Source organism: Streptomyces griseicoloratus, from assembly GCF_014534645.1.
Lineage (GTDB): Bacteria > Actinomycetota > Actinomycetes > Streptomycetales > Streptomycetaceae > Streptomyces > Streptomyces griseicoloratus.
The window spans coordinates 1-23,057 of record NZ_JACVQF010000221.1; the positions used below are offsets into that span (position 1 = coordinate 1).

The 23,057-nt window shown below is 73.3% G+C and carries 16 protein-coding genes and 1 other RNA gene; 7 read left to right on the plus strand and 10 right to left on the minus strand.

Going from position 1 to position 23,057, the window contains the following annotated elements; genetic code table 11:
• Positions 1-454: 454 nt before the first annotated feature.
• The gene (locus tag H0H10_RS29345; protein ID WP_188184161.1) at positions 455-1,423 is read right to left on the minus strand and encodes a LysR family transcriptional regulator; all 969 of its coding nucleotides are present in this window, start codon (positions 1,421-1,423) and stop codon (positions 455-457) included.
• Positions 1,424-1,506: 83 nt separating this feature from the next.
• On the opposite strand from H0H10_RS29345, the gene H0H10_RS29350 reads away from it, so the two are divergent.
• Entirely contained in the window at positions 1,507-2,796 is a 1,290-nt protein-coding gene (locus tag H0H10_RS29350) for an MFS transporter (protein WP_188184162.1), read from the plus strand.
• A gap of 63 nt (positions 2,797-2,859) precedes the next feature.
• Here H0H10_RS29350 and ssrA read toward each other — a convergent pair.
• The 5 genes from ssrA to ftsE all read right to left on the minus strand — a co-directional run bounded on the left by ssrA (position 2,860) and on the right by ftsE (position 6,889).
• Positions 2,860-3,259, minus strand: a transfer-messenger RNA (tmRNA) gene (ssrA, locus tag H0H10_RS29355).
• A gap of 179 nt (positions 3,260-3,438) precedes the next feature.
• Positions 3,439-3,918, minus strand: a complete 480-nt coding sequence (gene smpB / locus H0H10_RS29360; protein ID WP_188184163.1) for an SsrA-binding protein SmpB — start codon at positions 3,916-3,918, stop codon at positions 3,439-3,441.
• A 76-nt stretch (positions 3,919-3,994) separates the two neighbouring features.
• Positions 3,995-5,167 (minus strand): S41 family peptidase, encoded by a 1,173-nt coding sequence (locus tag H0H10_RS29365; protein ID WP_188184164.1) that lies wholly within the window; start codon positions 5,165-5,167, stop codon positions 3,995-3,997.
• Positions 5,168-5,235: 68 nt separating this feature from the next.
• Complete coding sequence (ftsX, locus tag H0H10_RS29370) at positions 5,236-6,153, minus strand: permease-like cell division protein FtsX (protein ID WP_188184165.1); 918 nt, start codon at positions 6,151-6,153, stop codon at positions 5,236-5,238.
• Positions 6,154-6,199: 46 nt separating this feature from the next.
• A complete protein-coding gene (gene ftsE / locus H0H10_RS29375; protein WP_188184166.1) occupies positions 6,200-6,889 on the minus strand; it encodes a cell division ATP-binding protein FtsE in 690 nt (229 codons plus the stop codon).
• A 236-nt stretch (positions 6,890-7,125) separates the two neighbouring features.
• Here ftsE and H0H10_RS29380 point away from each other — a divergent pair, with 236 nt between their 5' ends.
• Positions 7,126-7,317: a hypothetical protein gene (locus H0H10_RS29380; RefSeq protein WP_188184167.1), complete on the plus strand. Its 192-nt coding sequence runs from the start codon at positions 7,126-7,128 to the stop codon at positions 7,315-7,317.
• Between the two features lie 123 nt (positions 7,318-7,440).
• On the opposite strand, the gene H0H10_RS29385 is transcribed toward H0H10_RS29380, so the two are convergent.
• The 4 genes from H0H10_RS29385 to H0H10_RS29400 all read right to left on the minus strand — a co-directional run bounded on the left by H0H10_RS29385 (position 7,441) and on the right by H0H10_RS29400 (position 12,705).
• Positions 7,441-8,118 carry a hypothetical protein gene (locus H0H10_RS29385; protein WP_188184168.1) on the minus strand — a complete coding sequence of 226 codons (678 nt, stop codon included), beginning with the start codon at positions 8,116-8,118 and terminating at the stop codon, positions 7,441-7,443.
• A 307-nt stretch (positions 8,119-8,425) separates the two neighbouring features.
• On the minus strand, positions 8,426-9,532 hold the full coding sequence (prfB, locus tag H0H10_RS29390; RefSeq protein WP_188184169.1) for a peptide chain release factor 2: 1,107 nt from the start codon (positions 9,530-9,532) through the stop codon (positions 8,426-8,428).
• 66 nt (positions 9,533-9,598) lie between these two features.
• Positions 9,599-10,843: a serine/threonine-protein kinase gene (locus tag H0H10_RS29395; protein WP_188184170.1), complete on the minus strand. Its 1,245-nt coding sequence runs from the start codon at positions 10,841-10,843 to the stop codon at positions 9,599-9,601.
• A 170-nt stretch (positions 10,844-11,013) separates the two neighbouring features.
• The gene (locus tag H0H10_RS29400; protein WP_188184171.1) at positions 11,014-12,705 is read right to left on the minus strand and encodes a serine/threonine-protein kinase; all 1,692 of its coding nucleotides are present in this window, start codon (positions 12,703-12,705) and stop codon (positions 11,014-11,016) included.
• Positions 12,706-13,130: 425 nt separating this feature from the next.
• Here H0H10_RS29400 and H0H10_RS29405 point away from each other — a divergent pair, with 425 nt between their 5' ends.
• From H0H10_RS29405 to H0H10_RS29425, 5 genes are all read left to right on the plus strand, one after another.
• Entirely contained in the window at positions 13,131-16,577 is a 3,447-nt protein-coding gene (locus H0H10_RS29405) for an FHA domain-containing protein (RefSeq protein WP_188184206.1), read from the plus strand.
• A 294-nt stretch (positions 16,578-16,871) separates the two neighbouring features.
• A complete protein-coding gene (locus H0H10_RS29410) occupies positions 16,872-18,263 on the plus strand; it encodes an ABC transporter substrate-binding protein (protein WP_188184172.1) in 1,392 nt (463 codons plus the stop codon).
• A 3-nt stretch (positions 18,264-18,266) separates the two neighbouring features.
• Positions 18,267-19,613 (plus strand): carbohydrate ABC transporter permease, encoded by a 1,347-nt coding sequence (locus H0H10_RS29415; protein ID WP_188184173.1) that lies wholly within the window; start codon positions 18,267-18,269, stop codon positions 19,611-19,613.
• A complete protein-coding gene (locus H0H10_RS29420) occupies positions 19,610-20,530 on the plus strand; it encodes a carbohydrate ABC transporter permease (RefSeq protein WP_188184174.1) in 921 nt (306 codons plus the stop codon). Before H0H10_RS29415 ends, H0H10_RS29420 begins: the two co-directional genes overlap by 4 nt.
• A 157-nt stretch (positions 20,531-20,687) precedes the next feature.
• A complete protein-coding gene (locus H0H10_RS29425; RefSeq protein WP_188184175.1) occupies positions 20,688-22,949 on the plus strand; it encodes a bifunctional glycosyltransferase/CDP-glycerol:glycerophosphate glycerophosphotransferase in 2,262 nt (753 codons plus the stop codon).
• Positions 22,950-23,057: the final 108 nt, after the last annotated feature.

Below are 23,057 nucleotides of genomic sequence, written 5' to 3' on the forward strand. Positions count from 1 at the left end.
AACGGACCACCACCCGGGAACCCCGACCCCGCCGCATCCCCACCCGGACCACGGCGGACGTCGGCATTCCGGGTGTCCTGAAACGTATGAGAGCCGGGGAATCCACCACGCCCCGCGTAGGGACCCGGCTGCGGGGGCGCGTCGGTCGTCGGGGGCTCACCGGGGGCCGCGAAGGCTCCGGGTGCCGGGATCGCCTGCGTGGCGTCCTCGTCCTGGCTCGGCTCGGGGAGACCATGAGTCCCGGAACCAGTCACGGGCCACTCCGGTTGGGCGTCTTTCTGCCATTTCTTCACGCGCGCGCACTTCCCCCCACGGGACAGTTCCGGGTGCGCATACGACTCCGAGCACCCGTCGGCCGAACCGGCCCCCACCAGGTTCGAGCGCCCCCTGTACCACACCGTGCTCAGGCCAAGAATGTAGCGCACGCGGAGGATGTGTGGTCCCCGGGTGTCGGTTAACGAACCGACATCACAGCGTCGTCACTGGCCGGAATCCACCCTCCGGCGGGCCTCTCCAGCCACCTCTCCTCCGCCGCGAGCCGGGCCGCGGCCCGGCGGAGCGTCTCAAATGCGGGGTGCACCAGCCCCTTTCGCCAGACCAGCGACACGGGCGACAGCGGCACGGGGTCGACCAGCGGGCGCACCACCGTCGACGGCATGGCCGGAAAGCCCACCACGGCGAGGATCGGATTACGCGTCTTGTCCATGATCCGCCGGAACTCCTCGTGCCCGACGGCCAGCGGAGCGGGTGACGCCACTTCGATGCCCCGTCCCTCGAACAGGTGATGTGCGAGGTCGGTCCACTCCGGCGTCCGCGGGTTGCCGGCCCCGGCGTACACGCTCTCGCCGGCGAGCGCGGCGAGGGGGACTTCCGGCAGCCCGGCCAGCGGATGGTCCTCGGGCAGGACGACGGCCATGGGCTCGTAGCGGACCGGCTGGTGGCCGAGTCCCGCGCGCAACGCCGGGGCGAGGCCCGCGAACCGGCCGAACGAGGCGTCGAGGCGGCCGGCGAGCAGTTCGGCGGCGGCGCCCGTCAGGCCGCTCTCGTAACGTGCCATCAGCTCCTGGTCCGGCGCGAGCCGGCGGGCCAGTTCCAGGACGCGGCGCCCGGTGGTCAGTCCCGGCGAGTTGAGGTCCACGAGCAGGGGGCGGGCCTGTCCGAAGGCCGCGAGCAGGTCGTCCTGCGCCTGCAGGGCGCGGCGCGCGTACGGCAGCAGGCGTTCGCCGTCGGCCGTCAGCGTGACCTGCCGGGTGGTCCGGACGAACAGCTCGGCGCCCAGTTCCCGCTCCAGGCGCCGTACGTCCCGGCTGAGCGCCTGCTGGGCGACGTACAGGCGGGCCGCGGCGCGCGTGAAGTGCAGTTCCTCGGCGACGGTGACGAAGGCCCGCAGCAGGCGCGGGTCGAGGTGGCTCGGTGCGGGCATCCGGCGAATTTACAACGTGCGTGCGTGAATGGGTACGGAGAAGGTGTTGGACCCCTCGATCACCCCCGGGGGACGGTGGGCGCATGCCGCCGACCACCCCGCGCCGCCCGACCGGGCACACCCCTCTGCTCACCGTCACCGGCGACTCTCTCGTCGCCGCCGACTTCCGCCCGCGCACCCGGCGCCGCCCGCCCGGCCCGTACCGCCGTCTCCTCTCCGTCCCCGGCGCCCGCGCGTTCACGGCCGGGAATCTCATCGCCCGTCTGCCCATGGGCATGTTCAGCGTGAGCGCGGTCGTGATGATCGCCGGTACGCGGGGCTCGTACGCCCTCGCCGGCGCCGTCACCGCGATGGGCCTGGCGGCGACCGCGCTGGTCGCCCCCTGGACCGCGCGGCTCGTCGACCGGCACGGCCAGGCCCGGGTGGCCCTGCCCGCCACGCTCGTCGCCGCCCTCGGCTCGCTCGCCCTGCTGCTGTGCGTCCGGTACGGCGCCCCCGACTGGACCCTGTTCGCCGCGTACGCCGCCACCGCCACGACGCCCAACACCGGCGGCATGGCCCGTGCCCGCTGGGCCCATCTGCTCAAGGGCGACGCCGGGCTGCTGCACACGGCGAACTCCTTCGAGCAGGCCGCGGACGAGCTGTGCTTCATGCTGGGCCCGGTGCTGGCGGCCTTCCTGAGCGCGACGTTCTTCCCGGAGGCGGGCACGCTCGTCGGCGTGGTGCTGCTGGTGACCGGCATGCTGCTGTTCACCGCCCAGCGGGCGACCGAGCCGCCCGCGCGGCCGCGTCCGCGCGCGAAGGCCCCCTTCCGTGCTCCCGGCATCCCGCCGCTGCTGGCGGTGTGCCTGGCCATGGGCGGGGTGTTCGGGGCGATGGAGGTGGTCACGATCGCGTTCGCGGACGCGAACGGGCACCGTACGGCCGCCGGTGTGGTGCTCGGGCTGCAGGCGGCCGGTTCGTGCGCGGCGGGTCTGCTGTACGGGGCGCTGAAGCCGGCCGGGGCCGCCGAGGACCGCCTGCCGTGGTGCGTGGCCGCGATGGCGGCCCTGCTGACGCTGCCGCTGCTCGCGGCCTCCCTCACCGGCTCGCTGCCGCTCCTGGCGGTCACGCTGCTGGTCGCCGGGATGGCGACCGCCCCGGCCATGGTCACCACCATGACGCTGGTCCAGCGGCGCACCCCCGAGGGACGCCTGAACGAGGGCATGACCCTCGCGGTGACCGGCCTGCTCGGCGGTATCGCCTGCGGCAGCGCGGCAGGCGGCTGGACGGTGGAACACCTGTCGGCCACGGCCGGGTACGGAGTACCGCTCACGGCCGCGGCGGCGGCACTGCTGCTCACCCTGCGGCCGGCGACCGGTGACGGGGCGTGACCGGGCCGGACGTGCCGAAGGCCCCGCCGCTTGTGCGCGGCGGGGCCTTCGGCCACATGGGAATTGTGGAGATGGCGGGAATCGAACCCGCGTCCAACGGTGTGGAACCAGGGCTTCTCCGTGTGCAGTCCGCTTCGCTTTTCTCGGCCCCGGAGATCACGCGGACAAGTCTCCGACGGGCTCAGTCACTGTTTGGTTTCCCTCTTCACCCCGTGACCGGGATCGAGGTTTAGTTCCCTAGCTGATGCCAGGATCCGGGTCGGGAACAGCCCCGGGCTGACACTCCCTTAGTAGGAGGCTCGCTCTGCTACCTGAGATCAGGCAGCGAGGGCGAAGGCCTGCTGGGAGGAATCGCGCTTGGTGTTGGCGATTATTTTTTTCGGCCTGTGGTTTACGAGATCATGGCCGCTTCCTCGACACGCTTCCCCTGCTTCGACATCCGCTGTCGAAACCGATCATCCCCATGTTGATTTTTCAAACCCTCCGGAGAGGGACCGTGCACCCGCTCTGCGGTGCGAGTGCCATCGTACGTGAACAACGCACGTCCGTGCCAGCGTATTCCCGGGGGCTCACCCCCGTGCCGACACGGGGTTCAACACGGTCGCGCACCCGGGCATTCCCGGCTCGCGGGAGTGGTCCGCGTCACGCCCGCTGCTTGCGCCGGATCGCCGACATCGCCCGCTCCGCCTCGCGCCGGTCCTGCTTCTCGCGCAGGGTCTGGCGCTTGTCGTACTCCTTCTTGCCGCGTGCCAGCGCGATCTCGACCTTGGCGCGGCCGTCCTTGAAGTACAGCGCGAGGGGCACGATCGTGTGACCGGTCTCCTGGGACTTCGACTCCAGCTTCTCGATCTCCACGCGGTGCAGCAGCAGCTTCCGCTTGCGGCGCGCGCTGTGGTTGGTCCAGGTGCCCTGGCTGTACTCGGGCACGTGGACGTTGTACAGCCACGCCTCGTGCGCGTCCATCTGGACGAAGCCGTCGGCCAGCGACGCCCTCCCCTGGCGCAGCGACTTCACCTCGGTACCGGTGAGGACCAGGCCGGCCTCGTAGGTGTCGAGGATGTGGTAGTCGTGCCGCGCCTTCTTGTTCTGCGCGATCAGCTTGCGCCCTTTTTCCTTAGCCATAGTGCCGACCATTTTCGCACCACGGAGGGGGTCGGCGGAAAGCCATTTCACCCAGGGCGTGCACCCGGCGGTGCGGCTACCGGCCCAGGCCGCTGAGCACCGTCTCCGCCCGGTCCAGGGCGTCCGGGTCCGCGGGGTCGACCTCCAGGTCGGGTCTGATGCCGGTGCCGTCGACGCCGCGTCCGGAGGGGGTGCGGTAGTGCCCGACGGTCAGTTCGGCGACCGAGCCGTCGGGGAGCGGGCTCGGCATCTGGACGGAGCCCTTGCCGAAGGTGCGGGAGCCCACGACGACCGCCCGTCCGCGGTCCTGCAGGGCGCCGGTGAGGAGTTCGGCCGCGCTCATCGTGCCGCCGTCGACGAGCGCGACCAGGGGTCTGGTGGTGTCGCCGCCGGGCTCGGCGTGCAGGGCGCGCTGGTCGCCGTCGACGTCGTACGTGGCGACCAGGCCGCCGTCGAGGAAGGCGGAGGCGGCGGTGACGGCCTCGGTGACCAGGCCGCCGGAGTTGCCGCGCAGGTCGAGGACGACCCCGGCGCCGGCCGGGGCCCGGCGCACGGCGGTGCGGACCTGGTCGCCGGCGCCCTTGGTGAAGGAGGCGACCTTGATGACGCTGGCGCCGCCGTCCGTGCCGCGCACGCTCACCGGGTCCGTGGTCAGCCGGACCCGGCGCACGGTCTCGGTCCACGTGCGCGTGCCGCGCTCCAGGCCGAGCCGGACGGTGGTGCCGGCGGGCTCGGCCACGGCGTCGCCGCGCAGGGCGGAGACGACCTCGGCGACGGGGCGTCCGTCGACCCCTTCGCCGTCGACGGTGCGCAGCCGGTCGCCCGCGCGGATCCCGGCGTCGGCCGCGGGAGAGCCGGACCGCACCTTGGTGATCTCGATGCCGCCGTCGCTCCCCCGGCGCGCCGACAGGCCCACGCCGGTGTACTGGCCGTCGAGGGACTCCTCCAACTCCTCGTACTCCCCTGCGGAGTACACGGCGCCCCAGCGGTCCCCGCTGCGGCTGACGGCGCGTTCGGCGGCCTCCACGGGGGACTTTCCGTCGGCCATCGCCTCGGCGGCCGCCCTGGCCACCTCCTCGTGATGCCCGGCGGGGGCGGCCGAACGGGCCTCGTCCGACGCGGAATTGCCGTCGGTCCCGGGCAACGAGCCGGTGGCGGCGCCGGCGACGAGCACGCCGGCGAACACCAATGTCAGGGCGGCCCCGTGGCGGGCGCGGCGGGGCTGACAGAACAGGTCACGACCTGACATGACGGTGAGTCTAGGACAACGCAAGAGGGCCGAACGGTCGCTTGACCGTTCGGCCCTCTTGGCATGCGTCACACCTTCAGGTACTTGCGCAACGCGAAGAACGCCGCCAGCGCCGGCATCAGCAGGCTCGTGGCCAGGATGAGCGGCAACTTCGTCAGTACGGCGTCCCAGCCGATGAAGTTGATCAGGTTCAGCTTCTCGGACAGGGCCAGTCCGTGGTCGATGATGAAGTATCTGGCGATCACCAGGAAGGCGCAGGCGACGCCACCCCCGATGAGGCCGGCGACGGCCGCTTCCATGATGAACGGCGCCTGGATGTAGAAGCCGGAGGCGCCGACCAGGCGCATGATGCCGGTCTCGCGACGGCGGCTGAACGCCGACACGCGCACGGTGTTGACGATCAGCATCAGCGCCACGACCAGCATCAGCGCCATGATCGCGCGCGCGGCCCAGTTCATGCCGTTGAGGAGTTCGAAGAGGTTGTCGAGGATGCCCTTCTGGTCCTGCACGGACTGCACGCCGTCCCGGCCGTCGAAGGCGGTCGCGATGACCTGGTACTTCTCCGGGTCCTTGAGCTTGATCCGGTACGACTCCTGCATCTGGTCCGGCGTGAGGGAGCTGGCCAGCGGGGAGTCGCCGAACTGCTCCTTGTAGTGCTTGTACGCCTCGTCCTGCGACTCGTGCGTCACCTTCTCGACGACCGACATCTCCTCCAGGTCGGCGAGGATCTGCTTCTTCTGGTCCTCGGTCACCGCGCCCTTGGCGCAGTTGGGGTCGGACTCGGCGTCGCTCTTGTTGCAGAGGAACACCGAGACGTTGACCTTGTCGTACCAGTAGCCCTTCATGGTGTTGACCTGGTCGCTCATCAGCAGCGAACCGCCGAACAGGGCCAGGGACAGGGCGACGGAGACGATGACGGCGAAGGTCATCGTCAGGTTGCGGCGGAGACCGACGCCGATCTCCGAGAGCACGAACTGGGCGCGCATGGCGGGTGGTTGAGCCTTTCCGTGGAAGCCGGTGCGGTCTGCGGTCTCAGTGCTGGTAGCCGTAGACGCCGCGTGCCTGGTCGCGGACGAGGCGGCCCTGCTCCAGCTCGATGACGCGCTTGCGCATCTGGTCCACGATGTTCTGGTCGTGCGTGGCCATCACCACGGTGGTGCCCGTCCGGTTGATGCGGTCGAGCAGCTTCATGATGCCGACGGAGGTCTGCGGGTCGAGGTTGCCGGTGGGCTCGTCGGCGATCAGCAGCTTGGGCCGGTTGACGAAGGCCCGCGCGATGGCGACGCGCTGCTGCTCACCACCGGACAGCTCGCCCGGCATGCGGTCCTCCTTGCCGCCGAGCCCGACGAGGTCGAGCACCTGCGGCACGGACTTGCGGATCTCGCCGCGGGACTTGCCGATGACCTCCTGTGCGAAGGCCACGTTCTCGGCCACCGTCTTGTTCGGCAGCAGCCGGAAGTCCTGGAACACGGTCCCCAGCTGGCGCCGCATCTGCGGCACCTTCCAGTTGGACAGCCGGGCGAGGTCCTTGCCCAGGACGTGCACCTGACCGTGGCTGCACCGCTCCTCGCGGAGGATCAGCCGCAGGAAGGTGGACTTTCCGGAGCCGGAGGACCCCACGAGGAAGACGAACTCGCCCTTCTCGACCTCCAGGGAGACATCCCTGAGGGCTGGGCGGTTCTGCTTGGGGTAGACCTTGGAGACGTTGTCGAATCGGATCACGGATGCACCACGGGTCGCCGGGGGTAGATGAGCGTGACCATACGCGAAGCGGGGAGCGGCCCGCAGTCGCCGGTCGGGGTTGCGCGCCAGTTGCGCGTTTTGTCCCCGCGGGCGGCGGGCCCCGGCCCTTGTGGGAGGGCGCGCAGGGGCCTTCGGAACCTGGCACAGTGGAGGGGGAACGTTCGCGGTGCCGCGAGCGTTGTACTTCGAGAACCGGTTGCAAGGAGGGCGAGCGCATGACGTACGACCGGTTGGTGTGCGCGAACTGCGCGGCGCCCGTCAGTGAGGGCCGGTGCCCCGTGTGCCGGGCGAACCGCGAGCGGCTGCAGCAGGAGAACTTCCTGTCGGGTCTGAACCCGATGGCGCTGATCGCGCTGCTGGCGGTCCTGGTCGCGGCGGTGGCGCTGCTGGCCCACCAGACCGTCTGAGAGTCGTGGAGGGCCCCTTCAGGGGCGGCAGGGACGCGGAAGGGCCCGGAGCCTGTGTGCTCCGGGCCCTTTTACGTGCGTCGCGCGTACGCCGGAGTACGCTCCGTACGCGGGCGGCTACCTTCAGGCAGCCGCGCCGCCACGGCCGTTCATCATGCGCGGCAGCACGCGGAAGCCGATGCCGCCGGCGATCATCGTCGCGGCGCCGACCAGCAGGAACGTGGTCTGCGCGGCACCGGTCTCGGCGAGCTCCTCGCCGCCGCCCTGGGCGGAGGCGTCGGAGGCCGGGGCCTCCTCGCCGGTGTCGGTCAGGGCCGAGGAGCCCTGCTCCTGGGTGGAGGGGTTGGAGCCGCCGTCGGGGTTGGTGTTGTTCCCGCCACCGTTGCCGCCGCCGTTGCCGTTGCCGTTACCCGGGGCCTCCGTGGGGTCGGCCGGCTCGGTCGGCTCCTCGGTGGGGTCCGTCGGGCCGCCGGGGTCCTCCGTGGGCGGCTCCTCGGTCGGGGGCTCCTCCGTGGGCGGCTCCTCCGTCGGAGGCTCCTCGGTCGGGGGCTCCTCCGTGGGCGGCTCCTCCGTCGGGGGCTCCTCGGTCGGAGGCTCCTCGCTGGGGATGGTGGTCGGCGGGGTCTCCGGGTCGTCGTCGCCGTTGAGGCCCACGCCGACGCCGACGCCGACGCCGCCGACCTCGGCGCTCACACCGAGGTCGAGCGCCGAGGCGGCGCCCGCGGCGGTCAGCGAGGCTCCGGCCGCGATCACGGCACCGGCCGCTATCCGGGCGACACGGATCCGCGTCTTCTTGGTCATATGGTTGCTACCCCCAGTAGCTGATCGTCAGTGAGGCGGCGCTCGGGGCCGTGATCGACGGAGATAGCTGCAGTGAAGCCCCCCGGTTCACATGCGCCCCAGAAATACGCATGCCGCGCCTCACCTTTCCCATTTTTCAAAGCAACGTCAAGGTCATTGCGTACGCGATGTCCGACTACAGGGGGGTATGCCGGAGACAATCGGTGTGAGTGTGCTGTAGAAGCCGGACATCACCGGCAAACGAAAGGCAACTGCCGCCCCGGGGGCGGCAGTTGCCTTGTCGACAAAGCGGTGTTTCCGCGCGGCGTTACTTCGCCTGCTGCTTGCGCCAGCGAATGCCGGCCTCCAGGAAACCGTCGATCTCACCGTTGAACACGGCCTCGGGGTTGCCCACCTCGTGCTCGGTCCGCAGGTCCTTGACCATCTGGTACGGGTGCAGCACGTAGGAACGCATCTGGTTGCCCCACGAGTTGCCGCCGTCGCCCTTGAGGGCGTCCATCTTGGCCTGCTCCTCCTGGCGGCGCCGCTCCAGCAGCTTGGCCTGGAGGACGTTCATCGCGGTGGCCTTGTTCTGGATCTGGGACCGCTCGTTCTGACAGGAGACCACGATGCCGGTGGGCAGGTGCGTGATGCGCACCGCGGAGTCGGTGGTGTTCACGCCCTGACCGCCCGGACCGGAGGACCGGTAGACGTCGATCCGCAGGTCGGACTCGTCGATGTCGACGTGGTCGGACTGCTCGACGACGGGCAGCACCTCGACGCCCGCGAAGGACGTCTGGCGGCGGCCCTGGTTGTCGAAGGGCGAGATGCGTACGAGCCGGTGCGTGCCCTGCTCGACGGAGAGGGTGCCGTAGGCGTACGGCACCTGGACGGCGAAGGTGGTCGACTTGATGCCGGCCTCTTCGGCGTACGACGTCTCGTAGACCTCGGTCTTGTAGCCGTGCTGCTCGGCCCAGCGCAGGTACATGCGCTGGAGCTTCTCGGCGAAGTCGGCGGCGTCCACGCCACCCGCCTCGGCGCGGATGTTCACGAGCGCCTCACGGGCGTCGTACTCACCCGAGAGCAGCGTGCGGACCTCCATCTCGTCCAGCGCCTTCCGGACGGACTCGAGCTCGGACTCGGCCTCGGCACGGGTGTCCGGGTCGTCCTCCTCCTCGGCCATCTCGAAGAGCACGGCGAGATCGTCGATCCGGCCGCGCAGGCCCTCGGCCTTCCGCACCTCCGCCTGGAGGTGGGAGAGCTTGCTGGTGATCTTCTGCGCCTCTTCCGGGTTGTCCCACAGGGACGGCGCGGCCGCCTGCTCCTCGAGCACGGCGATGTCTGCCCTCATCCTGTCGAGGTCCAGAACGGCCTCGATCGACTCCATGGTCGAGGAGAGGGACTTCAGCTCTTCGGATACATCGACGACTGCCACGCATCCAGCGTAACGGCTCTGCCAAGCGCTCCACGCCGGGTCGTGTCGCGGGCGGGGTGCCGCGCCTCACGGTGCCGCGGGTGCCGAGTTCCTCGTGTCCCCGGGGCCGCCGCCCTCGTCGTCACCGTCCGTGGCCAGCCAGGTACCGACGCCGACCGCCGCCACGAGGGCGAGCGCGGCCGCGCCGAGGGCCGCCCGGCGGCGGCGCGCGGTGGCCCGGTTGCGGGCGGAGCCCGGGCGGGGCGCCCCGGTCGCGCGCGGGGCGCGGGCGGTGCCGCGGGCGCCGCCGGCCAGCTCGTCGGGGGCCGGTACGCGCATGGACGTGTGCGTGTCGCGGTTGGAGTCGGCCGGCTTCGGGCCCGGCACCAGCGGCACCGCTCCTCGTCGCCGTACGGGCTCCCCGGCGGGCGCGGGAGAGGCGGCGGGCTCCTCGGGCGCGTCATCGGCCTGCTCGGTGCCGGGCTCGTCCACGTCCAGCGGCGGCATGCCCGCCAGCAGGGGCAGCAGCTCGCGCAGCCGGACGCCCAGCTCCGAGGCGCGCAGCCGGGAGGCCGGCGCCTTGGCCAGGCACTGCACGATCAGCTGCCACAGCTCGTCCGGGATGCCGGGGAGGGGGACGACGGTTTCGGTGACGTGGCGGCGCAGTACGGCGCCGGGGTGGCCGCCGCCGAACGGCGTGAAGCCGGCGAGCAGCTCGTACAGGACCGTGGCCAGCGCGTAGATGTCGACCGCGGCCCGCGGGGGCAGGCCCTCGACGATCTCCGGGGCCAGGTAGTCGGGCGTTCCGATGATCTTCGTGGCGCGGGTGCGCCGCGGCGTGTCGATGAGCTTGGCCACACCGAAGTCGGTCAGCAGCGCGCGGTGCGAGCCGCCGGGTCCGAGCGGGCCCTGCATGTCGAGCAGCACGTTCTCCGGCTTGACGTCGCGGTGCACGACCCCGGCGGCGTGCGCGGCGGCCAGGCCGTCCGCGACGTCGGCGACGACGGCCACCGCGGCCTCGGGCGCCAGGCGCCGTTCGCGGTCGAGGCGGGTGCGCAGGTCCGTACCGCGGACCAGGTCCATGACCAGGGCCAGGTCGTTGCCGTCGACCACGAGGTCGCGCACGGAGACGACGTGGGGGTGCTCCAGGCCCAGCAGGGCCGTGCGCTCCTGCACGAAGCGTCCGACGAGCTCCTGGTCGGACGCGAGGTCCTCGCGCAGCAGCTTGATCGCGACGGGGCCCTCGGGTCCCTCGCCCAGCCACACCGTGCCGGCGCTGCCCCGCCCGAGGATCTGGTGGGCGGTGTACCGGCTGCCGATCTTCCGTGCCAAGACTGCTCCTACCGACGCGTGTTGTCGCTAAAACTACGCGTCCGCCGAGCCGGCCTTCACCGGGGAGGCGGAAATCCCCCGCCGGTTGTCGACAAATCCCCCGACTCACGAGGAAACCCGCCGAAGACGCGGGGCCGCGGCCCGCCGGCGGCTCGGCTGCCGCCGGTGGCTCAGTTGCCGCCCGAGCCGCCGCCCAGGTCCCCGATCCACCCCGTGACGGTGTCGAACCAGTCGGTGAGCTGGTCCCAGTAGCCCTTGCCCGTGCCGATCCAGTCCTGGAGCGGGCTCAGCTCCCAGATCAGCCAGCCGGCCACGAACAGGATGACGAGCGTGAAGAGGCATCCCTTCAGGCAGCCGAGCCCGGGGATCCTCATCGGGTTGGCGCTGCGCTGCCGCGGCTGCCTCGGCTCGCGCCGGGGCCGCTGGGGCTCCGGCGGGGCGGGCGGGGCGTACCGCTGGGGCGGCTGCTGGGGTTGCTGGGGCTGCGGTGCGGCGTACCGCTGCGGCTGGGGCTGCGGCGGGTAGCCGTGGCCCTGCTGGGGCTGGGGACGCTGCTGGGGGCGGGGCTGCTGCTGCGGCCGGGCGACCTGGCGCTGGGGGCGGCGGCGCAGCGGGTCCTCGTTAGGGTCGAGGTACTGGATCTGCGTCTGCTCGTTGCGGTCGCGGGCGGCGCGCAGCTGGTTCTGCCAGGGGTGCGGGTCCTCGGGGCCGCCGCTCTGCCCGCCCTGTCCCGGTCCGCCCGGCTGCCCCGGGGGCACCGGCGGCATGACGGCGGTCGGGTCGGCCGCGCCGCGGTTCGGCAGGACGGCGGTGGGGTCGGCGGCGCCCGCGGGGCCGCCGGTGTGCGGCAGGACGCTGGTCGCGGCGTTGGGGTCGTAGGCGCCGTTCGGGTTCTGCGGCAGGACCTGGGTCGGGTCGGCGGCGCCGGGTGCGCCCGGCACCGGCGCGGGGGCCGGGTCGGGGGCGAGGAGCGCGCCGACGTTCTCGGCGGCGCCGATCTGCGCGCTGTTCGCGTGCACGCCGATGCCCTCGGCGACGACGCGCAGGCCCCGGGCGAGGTTCTCGGCGCTGGGCCGCTCGTCGGGGTTCTTGCGCAGGCAGCGCTCTATGACCGTCCACAGGGGTTCGGGGACGGTGGAGGGGCGGCGCGGCTCGGCGCTCAGGTGCTGGTGGAGGACTTCGAGGGCGGAGCTGCCGGAGAACGGCGGGCGGCCGGTGACCAGCTCGTACAGCAGGATGCCGGCGCCGTAGACGTCGACGGCGGAGGTCTGCGGGCGGCCCTCGGCGGACTCGGGCGCCACGTACGCGGGCGTGCCGACGAACTCGTGGGTGCGGGTGAGACCGGGCGAGTCGGCGAGGCGGGCGATGCCGAAGTCGGTGAGCATCGGGTGCATCTCGCCGCCGTCCTGCCGGAGCAGGACGTTGGCCGGCTTCAGGTCGCGGTGGACGACGCCGTCGGCGTGGCTGGCGGCGAGCGCGTCGGCGATCTGGGCGGTGAGCAGCGCGGCCGCGACGGGCGTGAAGGGGCCGTTCTCGCGCAGGTAGCGGTGCAGGTCGGGGCCGTCGACGAGGTCCATGACCAGCGCCAGCAGATCGCCCTCGACGACCAGGTCGCGGACCCGGACGATGTTGGGGTGGGTCAGCCGGAGCAGGACGGAGCGCTCCCGCAGGAAGCGCATCACGACGTCGGCGTCGTTCGCGAGCTCCTCCTTGAGGACCTTGATCGCGACGGTCTCGCCGGGCTGTCCGGGTACGGCCGCCTCGGCGCCCGCGGTCTCCCGCTGGCGGGCTCGCCAGACGGTCCCCGTGGCGCCGCGACCGAGCGGCTCCTCGAGGAGGTACTTGCTGCCTACCGGCCGCACGTCATGCGCTCCCTGTTGCTTGCTGACTGTTCCGACCCACTGTTTCCGACCCACTGTAGTGCCGTGGGGCGCGGCACCGGGCTGTCGTTCTTCCGGGACAAAGTACGGGAACGCGTTCCGGTACGTGTTCGCAGGAAAGACGCTCGACCCGGTCCGTTGGTTGCCGCACTCGAACGTGACGGATCTCAAGCGGTCACCATTCGGTCAGCCACGCATCACCGGTCAGGCATTTTTGCGGGCAGAGCCGACCAATCAAGATCATTTGGCGGCGGGCGGCGGGCACGTTGTCGGTGGCAGGTGCGAGGATGCCTCCAGTACTGGCCGACGTGCTCGTGTGGCGGTGGGGGAAGTCCGCGGTGGGGGACCGCGGAGAGTGGCTTCGACCCCGGCGCGCGGGCGCCCGCGCGAAGGGACCGCTGACGGCGATGCAGATCCGGCTGACCGTCGTAGACCCGCTGGGCCCGTCCGCCCCGCCGGCGCGGGCCCGCGCCGTGAGCTGCGACGTGCTGGTCACGGCGCCCGCGGGCACGGCACTGGCCGCGGTCGCCTCCGCGCTGGCCGCGGCGGTCCCCGGCGCCGACGCCCAGGGCACCGGCCCGGTCGTGCTGTACGCCGGCGCGCAGCGGCTCGACGCCCAGCGCTGCACCCTGGGCGAGCCCCCGCTGATCGACGGCGCGGTGCTGTCCCTGGGCGCCCCCGGCGAGCCCGACCCGCACACCGATCCGGCCGGCGCCCCGGCCCAGCTCCACGTGGTCGCCGGGCCCGACGCGGGCGGGGTCCACCTGCTGCACGGCGGGCAGATACAGCTCGGCCGCTCCGCCGACGCCGACGTCGCGCTCGACGACCCGGACGTCTCCCGGATCCACTGCGCCGTGACCGTCGCCACGGACGGCCGCGTCTCGGTCGCCGACCTCGGCTCCACCAACGGCACCACGCTGGACGGCACCCCCGTGGGCACGCGCCCCGTCCGCTTCGCGGCGGGGGCGCTGCTGCGGATCGGTGAGTCGGCGCTGCGCCTGGTCCCGGCCCCGGGGGCGGAGAGGTGTCTGGAGACGATGCCGGACGGGGAGGGGCACGTACGGCTGCCCGCCGCGGCGGCGGACGGGGACGAGGTGGCGCACGCGCGCGTGGCCGACGGGGCGGACGGCCCCGCCGAGCGCACCCACCGGGCCTACGGCACGGCGGGCCACGGCATGGGTCCGGCCGGCGCCGCGGCGCGCGGACCGGCCGGACCCTCCGTGGTGCCGGGACAGGGCGGGGCGCCGCGCATCGAGAACCACGGCGCCGCGCCCGCGGCCGACGCGCCGTCCACGACACCGCTCGCCGCCGCGCCGCGACCGCTCCCCGGCGAGGGTCCCACCCACACCGGCACCGGCACGTTCGGCGGTGCCGCCCACAGCCCCGCCGCGGACGGTCCGACGCGCAAGGGCACACCGCTGCGGGGCACCGACCTGCCGCAGGGCGCGCGCCGGCGCGGAGGGCTCGGCGCGTGGGCCCGGCGGCTGGCCGGCGGTCGCGGCGCGCAGTCCCCGGCCGCGCCCGGGGCGTACGACGAGGACGCCGCCGGCCCTGCGGCCGTGACCCCCGCCGGTGGCTCCCCGGCACCGGAGACCTGGCCGGACCCCGCCGCCCTGCTGCTGACGGCGCTGGGCCCCGGGACGCGGCTGTGGGAGCGCGCGCCGGGACACCCCGAGGCGCTCGCCGTGCGGCTGGGCACGGCCGACCGGATGGTGCCCGGCGGCTCGGCCCCGCTCCCCGCGGTGCCGGTGACCGCCGGACTGCGCGAGGTCGGGGCGCTCGGACTGGCGGGCCCGCGCGCGCGGCTCGCCGGACTGGCCCGCGCGGTCCTCGCCCAGCTCGCCGCACTGCACTCGCCCGGGGTGCTGGAGATCGTCCTGATCAGTGCGGACCGCTCCCGTCCGGTGGCGGAGCGGACCGCCGAGTGGTCCTGGCTGGGCTGGCTGCCGCACCTGCGCCCGGGACACGGCCAGGACTGCCGTCTGCTGCTCGCCTACGACCGCGAGCAGGCCATGGCCCGCGCCCAGGAGCTCCTGCGGCGTCTGGAGGACCACCTGGCGGACGCGATGACCGGGGCACGGCCGCAGGCGCCCGCCCGGGCGATACCGGCACAGCCGACGGCTTCCGCCCACGACGTGCGGTACGGCCGGGGCGGCGCGGGAGAACCCGCCCCGGAAGGCGTGGACGCCGCCCGGCGGCCCTCCTGGGCGCGCCCGGACGACGGGACCGACCCGGCGGACGGCTTCGCCGGGCCGTACAGCGTGGTCGTCGTCGACGGGGACCCCGGCGGCGCCGACGTGCGCGAGGCGGTGGCGAGGCTGGCCCAGGAGGGCCCGCGGGCCGGCATCCACGTGGTGTGCCTCGCCGAGACGCCGGCCGCCTCCCCGATGTCGCCGGTGACGGAGACCTACGAGGCGGCCTGCGCGGTGTCGCCGGTGTTCGGCGAGTGCGGTGCCGTCGCGCTGCTCAGCGGGGACGTGGCGACGGCCCTGCGGCTGCTGCGCGTCGCGCGCTCGGGCGCGTCCCCGAGCGGTCCCGTCGGCCACGGCACGCTCGGCACCGTGGACGCCGTCTCCGCGGCGTGGGCGGAGCGGTTCGCCCGGGCCCTGGCGCCCCTGCGCGCGGACGGTCAGGCCGGCGAGCGGCCCGCCCGCGTGTCGGCGCCGCTGCCCCAGGCGGCCCGGCTCCTCGACGAGCTGGGCCTGGCCCGCGCCACCCCGGCGTCCCTGATGGCCCGCTGGGCGGACGCGGCCGACGACACCGGGGCGCTGGGCGGCCGGGCGCACGCCGTGCTGGGCGCCGGGCCCCGCGGCCCGGTCGCGGTGGACCTCGCGGCCGAGGGACCGCACCTGCTGATCGAGGGGCCGCCCGGCAGCGGCCGTACGGAACTGCTGCGCGCGGTCGTCGCCTCGCTGGCCTCGGCCGAGCGCCCCGACCGCCTCGGCATCGTCCTGATGGACGGCCGGGACAGCGTGGGCGCTGGGGGTACCCCCTCTGGGGGAGGCGGGCACGGCGAGGGACTGCGCGTCTGCACGGACGTACCGCATGTCACCACCCATCTCACCGCCAACGACCCCGTGCGCATGCGGGAGTTCGCCCAGTCGCTGAGCGCGGAGCTGAAGCGGCGCGCCGAGCTGCTGGGCCGGTCGGACTTCGCCGAGTGGCACACCGGGCGCGAGGTGTCGGGCCGACTGGTCGCCCAGCGCACGGCGGTCCCGGGCGGCGCCCCGGCCCCGCGGACGGCGGCCGCCGGGCCCGACGCGGGGGATCTCGAAGCCCCGCCCAGTTCGACCCTGCGGCTGCGGCCGGGGGCGGGCGGCCGCAGGGCCGAGGCCGCGCCTCCGCTGCCGCGGCTGGTCGTGGTGGTGGACGACCTGGACGCGCTCGTCACTCCCCCGCTCGGATCGCCCGGGCGGCCCGCGGCGGGCTCGGTGATGCGTGCGCTGGAGGCCGTCGCGCGGGAGGGCGAGCGGCTCGGGGTGCACCTCGTGGCCGCCGCCGGGCCCGGGGGCCGTACGGCCCAGACGGAACCGGCCCGCCGGGCCGCGCTGCGGGTCACGCTCGACACGTCGGCGCCGGGGGCGGACGAACCGGCGCCGGGGCGGGGGCGGTTGGCCGGTGCGGACGGGCGGTCCGTGGTGTTCCAGGGCGGTCGGGTCACCGGACGCATTCCGCGGACGGCGACGCTGCGGCCCACGGTGGTGCCGGTGGAGTGGCAGCGGATGGGGGATCCGCCGGCCCGGCGGCCCGTGCGGGAGTTGGGGAACGGGCCGACGGATCTGGCGTTGTTGGCGAGCGCGTTGGAGCGGGCGGCGCGGGAGGTTTCGGCGGCGGAGGTGCCGTCGCTCTTGTAGGGCGGGGCGTGGGTGCGGGCCGGGGGTTGGTTGCCTGGTCCGGCGCCGACGAGTTGCCCGGCGTCGGTGCGGGCCGGGGGTGGGTCGCGCGGCCCGGCGCTGGCGGGGTGCCGCTGCGCCCACCCGTGCCGCCCCAGCGGCACGACTGCCCGCAGCTATGGCGGCGAGTCACGACGCGGTCACGATCTTTGGCTTTACACGGGACGCACTCTTGCCGCCCCCCACCCCCTGGCGTACACCAGACCGCACGGGACAGCGCCGATCGTTCGACGAGCAACGAAGAACGGGGCAGTGATGCGCAGCACGAGCAGCACCACCATCCGGACACGCAGGGCCGTGCGGATCAGGGCCGCGGCCACCGTCGCAGCGGGAGCACTCGCGCTCTCGCTCACCGCGTGCGGCGGCGACGACGACAAGGACGCCAACGGCGGCAGCGGCAGCGGCGACAAGGAGACGGCCGCCTCGGTCACCCTCCCCAAGCTGGACGGCGAGAGCCTGTCGGTCGCCGCCGTCTGGACCGGTGCCGAACAGAAGAACTTCAAGCAGGTCCTCGCCGAGTTCGAGAAGCGCACGGGCGCCAAGGTGACCTTCGTGCCCGCCCAGGACCCGATCATCAACTTCCTCGGCTCGAAGATCGCCGGCGGACAGCCGCCGGACGTGGCGATGCTCCCCCAGCCCGGCGCCATCAAGCAGGCCGTCGACAAGGGCTGGGCCAAACCGCTCGGCGCCGAGGCCCAGGCGGAGCTGAGCGAGAACTACTCGCAGGGCTGGCAGGACATCGGCAAGGTCGGCGGCAAGAGCTACGGCGTCTACTACAAGGCCGCCAACAAGTCGCTGATCTGGTACAACGCCCAGGTCTTCGAGAACGCGGGCGCCACCGAGCCGAAGACGTGGGACGACCTGCTGACGACCGCGCAGACCGTCTACGACTCCGGCGTCACGCCGTTCTCCGTCGGCGGCGCGGACGGCTGGACCCTCACCGACTGGTTCGAGAACATCTACCTCTCGCAGGCGGGCCCCGAGAAGTACGACCAGCTGGCCAAGCACGAGATCAAGTGGACGGACCCGTCCGTGAAGGACGCCCTGACGACCCTCGCGGAGGTCTGGGGCAAGAAGGACTACGTCGCGGGCGGCGCGAAGGGCGCGCTCCAGACGGAGTTCCCGGCCTCGGTGACGCAGACCTTCACGGGCGGCGACCAGCCCAAGGCGGGCATGGTCTTCGAGGGCGACTTCGTACAGGTCAACATCGGGGAGACGAAGGCGAAGGTCGGCACGGACGCGAAGGTGTTCCCGTTCCCGGCCGTCGGTGACACCGCGCCGGTGGTCTCCGGCGGCGACGCGGCCGTCATCCTGAAGGACTCCAAGGCCGCGCAGGCCCTGGCCACCTTCCTGGCCTCGCCGGACGCGGCGACGGTCCACGCGAAGCTCGGCGGCTACCTCTCGCCGAACAAGAACGTGGACACGTCGGCGTACCCGAACGACGTGCAGCGCAAGATGGCCGAGGCGCTGCTCGCGGCCGGCGACGACTTCCGCTTCGACATGTCCGACCAGGCCCCGCAGGCCTTCGGCGGCACGCCCGGCAAGGGCGAGTGGAAGGCGCTGCAGGACTTCCTGAAGAACCCGGAGGACATCGCGGGCACGCAGGCGAAGCTGGAGGCGGACGCGGCCGCCGCCTACGGGGGCTGACGGATGACGCCGGCCAGCGCGGCAGGGGCCCCGTCGGCCCCTGCCGCTCCCAAGTCGCGCAGGAGCGTGACCGGCACCCGCAAGGCCGTGGCGGCCCTGTTCCTGCTGCCCGCCCTGGTCCTGCTCGGCGCGCTCGTGGTCTACCCGATCGGGTACTCGCTGGTCCGCAGCTTCTACGACCAGTCCGGCGACGGATTCGCCGGATTCGACAACTACCGGGCCCTGTTCACCGACGACGGCATCCGCACCGCCCTGAAGAACAACGTCATCTGGGTGGTGTTCGCGCCGACGGTCGCCACCGCGCTCGGGCTGATCTTCGCGGTGCTCACCGAACGGGTGCGCTGGGGCACGGCGTTCAAGCTGGTCGTCTTCATGCCGATGGCGATCTCGATGCTGGCCGCCGGCATCATCTTCCGCCTGGTGTACGACCAGGACCCGGACAAGGGCGTCGCGAACGCCGTGTGGGTCGGCGTGCACGACACCTTCGCCCAGTCGTCGGCGTTCCCGAAGGCGCACCCGGGGCGCGAGTCGCCGCTGCGGGCCGCCGGCGGGGGCGCGTTCATCACCAAGGAGCCCGTCCGCACCGGCCAGGTCGTCACCCTGCCGCTGGTCGGCGTGGCCCCCGACCTGATGCCGGACGACGCGGAGCGGGCCGTGGCCGCGCGGCCGGAGGACGGCAAGATCACCGGCACCACCTGGCAGGACTTCACCCGCGGCAAGGGCGTCGGCAAGCTGGGCGGGGTCGACGCCTCCGAGCTGGGCTACGCCGGCATGAAGATCGAGGCGGTGAAGGACGGCAAGGTCGTGGCGTCCACCACGGCCGCCGGAGACGGCACGTTCACGCTGCCGGCCGCGGCCGACGGGGCGCAGCTCAGGCTCCCCGCCGACAACTTCAAGGAGCCGTACAACGGCCTGGACTGGCTCGGCCCGTCGCTCGTCACGCCGGCGATCATCGGCTCGTACGTGTGGATGTGGGCGGGCTTCGCCATGGTGCTGATCGCGGCCGGTCTGGCGGGCGTGCCCCGGGAGCTGCTGGAGGCCGCGCGCGTCGACGGGGCCAACGAGTGGCAGGTGTTCAGGAGGGTCACGGTGCCCCTGCTGGCGCCGGTCCTCGCGGTCGTGACCGTCACCCTGATGATCAATGTGCTGAAGATCTTCGACCTGGTCTTCATCATCGCCCCCGGCTCCTCCCAGGACGACGCGAACGTGCTCGCCCTGGAGCTGTACCGCAAGGGCTTCTCCGAGGACCGGCCGGGCGTCGCCAGCGCCATCTCGGTGTTCCTGCTCCTTCTGGTCATCCCGGTGATGTGGTTCAACATCCGCAGGCTCAGGCGGGAGGTGCGGCGATGACCGCGGACGCGAGCTCTCTCACCAAGGCGGCGCCGGAACCCCGCGCCGGGACCGCCGGGGCCGGGCGGCGGTCGCTGGGCTCGCGGCTCGCCGAGGGCGTCAGCGGCGGTCTGGTCCGGGTTTTCCTGATCGTCGTGGGCCTGTTCTGGCTGGTCCCCACGATCGGCCTGCTGCTGTCCTCGCTGCGCACGCCCGAGGACATGGCGGCGAGCGGCTGGTGGAAGGTCTTCACCGAGCCCTCCCGGCTCACCTTCGGCGCCTACGAGGAGCTGCTGAAGAACGACGACATCACGACGTCCCTGGTCAACACCGTACTGATCACGGTCCCGGCGACGGTCCTCGTCGTCGTCATCGGCTCCCTCGCGGGGTACGCGTTCGCGTGGATGGAGTTCCCGGGCCGCGACTGGTGGTTCCTCGGCGTCGTCGGGCTGCTCGTGGTGCCGGTGCAGGTGGCGCTGATCCCGATCGCCGAACTCTTCGGCGAGATCGGCCTGTTCGGCTCGATCCTCGGCGTGATCCTGTTCCACGTCGGCTTCGGCCTGCCGTTCGCGGTGTTCCTGCTGCGGAACTTCTTCGCGGAGATCCCGAGGGAGCTGCTGGAGGCGGCCCGGCTCGACGGGGCCGGCGAACTGCGGCTGTTCGCCCGGGTCGTGATGCCGCTCGGCGGGCCCGCGATCGCGAGCCTCGGCATCTTCCAGTTCCTGTGGGTGTGGAACGACATGCTGGTCGCGCTGATCTTCTCGGACTCCGGGAGCCAGCCGATCACGGTCGCGCTGCAGACGCAGGTGCGCCAGTTCGGCAACAACATCGACGTGCTGGCGCCGGGCGCGTTCATCTCCATGGTCATTCCGCTGGCCGTGTTCTTCGCGTTCCAGCGGCAGTTCGTCTCCGGCGTGATGGCGGGCGCCGTCAAGTAGCCACTGCCTCCGGGTCGTTGAGGGGCGGACCTGCACCGGTCCGCCCCTTCGCGCGTCCGTCCGCCCGGTCCCCCGAATGCCGTAGCGGACGTAACCAAGTCACTCCATCGGCCGTTGCCGGGCAGAACGCCCGCGCCGACGACCCATGGATGTCCCCGTGCCCAGGTTCAGTGTCATCGTCCCCGCGTACCAGGTTCAGGCGTATCTGCACGAGTGCCTGGAGTCGGTGCTGTCCCAGTCGTACGCCGATCTCGAAGTGATCGCCGTCGACGACTGCTCGCCGGACGCCTGCGGCGCGATCCTCGACGAGTTCGCCGCCCGGGACCCGCGCGTACGTCCCGTGCACCTGCCGGAGAACCGGGGCCTGGGCCCGGCCCGCAACGCCGGGATGGAGCGGGCGGTGGGCGACTACCTGGTCTTCCTCGACGGCGACGACACCCTCACGCCGGGCGCGTTGCAGGCCGTCGCCGACCGGCTCAAGGAGACCGGCGAGCCGGACGTCCTGGTCTACGACTACGCGCGCACGTACTGGACGGGCGAGGCGGTCCGCAACCGGGCGGCGGCGCGGCTGGCGCAGGAGGGCCCGGCGCCGTTCCGGCTGGAGGACCGGCCGGGGCTGCTGGAACTGCTGATGGTGGCCTGGAACAAGACGTGCCGGCGCGGGTTCGTCGAGCGGCGGGGTTTCACCTTCCCGCCCGGCTACTACGAGGACACGCCGTGGACGTACCCGGTCCTGATGGCGGCGGAGTCGATCGCGACCCTGGACCGGGTCTGCGTGCACTACCGGCAGCGGCGGCGGGGCAGCATCCTCGGCACGCCGAGCGAGCGGCACCTCGACGTCTTCGCGCAGTACGACCGGGTCTTCGCGTTCCTGGAGTCGGACCCGGCGCTGGAGCGCTGGCGGCCGGTGCTCTACCGCCGGATGGCCGACCACCTGGCGACGGTGTTCACCCGGCCCGACCGCCTCCCCCGCTCGCTGCGGGCCGAGTTCCTGCGCCGGGCCCGCGCCCACTGCCGTCGCCACCGCGTGCCCGGCGCGCCCGCCCCGCTGCCCGCCCGGCTGCGCCACGCCCTGATCCGGCTGGGCCTGCGCCGCACCTACGCGGCGCTGCGGCTGGCGTCGGCGCTGCGCCGCCGGACGGTGCGGCTCATGGCGAGGGTGCTGCGCGGGGTGCGGGCAGGCGTCCTCCGGCTGCACTACCGGCTCCAGCGCGCCCTTCCCGTGCGCGCCGACCGTGCCCTCTTCGCCGCTCACGACGGCCGGGGCCACGGCGGCAATCCGGGGGCGCTGGAGGCGGCGTTCCGCTCCTTCGCCCCGCACGTGCGCACGGCGTGGGCCGCCGCCCCCGAGCACCACCACACGATCCCGCCGGGCCCGCGCCGGCTGACCCCGGGCACGGCCGCGTACTGGACGGCGCTGGCCCGCTCCCGGTACCTGGTCGCGGGCGGCGCCTTCGAGGGCCGGCTGGTCAAGCGGCGCGGCCAGGTCCTGGTGCGGACGCCGGCGGGCACCCCGCTCAAGCACACGGGCCTGGACCTCCAGGAGCGCCCGGCCGCCGCCCGCGGCACCGACTTCGCCCGGCTGCTGCGCGACGTCGACACCTGGGACTACGTCCTGTCCGCCAACCGCCACTCCACCCTGACCTGGGAGCGCGTCTACCCGGGCCGGTACACCACGCTGGAGTGCGGCCAGCCGCGCGCCGACGTCTTCCAGCGGGCGACGGCCGCGGACGTGGCCCGGCTCCGCGAGACGCTCGGCATCCCCGAGGGCACGGTCGCGATCCTGTACGCGCCCACCCACCGCGACCACCACCGCACCCAGCGCGCCGCCCTCGACCTGGGACGCGTCCTCACCCGCCTCGGCCCGCGCTTCATGGTGCTGGCCCGCGCCCACCCCCGGCACGGCGGCCCGCTCGCCGAGTCCCGCGGGCGGGTCCTGGACGTCAGCGACCACCCGAGCGTGGAGTCGCTGTGCCTGGCCTCGGACGTCCTGGTCACCGACTGCTCCTCGCTGATGTTCGACTACGCGGCCCTGGACCGGCCGATCGTGGTCCACACCGCCGACCTGGAGGTCTTCAGGGCGGCCTGCGGGACCTACTTCGACCTGCGCTCCTTCCCGCCGGGCGCGACGGCCCGCAGCGAGGACGAGCTGATCGACGTCTTCGCCACCGGCCACTGGCGCGGCTCACGCTCCTCCCAGCTCCGGGCGGCGTTCCGCGAGCGGTTCTGCCCGTACGACGACGGGCGTGCCGCCGAGCGCGTCGTACGCCACCTGGTGCTGGGGGAGACGGACCTTCCTCCGGTCGTGCCGCTCGCCGAACGGCGTCCGGTGCCGTCGGCGGCGGCGTCCCTCGCGCGCAGTCCGCTCACCGCCGTTCCGCAACCCGCCGGTCCCCGCCCCGTCACCGACGGCCGCTGACCGCCGTTTGCCCACTGGGAGTCCGTATGCCCCGCAGCTCGTCACGGCCCACCCCGACCCGGCCGTCCACCTGGCGGCCGGCCGGGCGGCCGGGCCACCGGCCGGTCC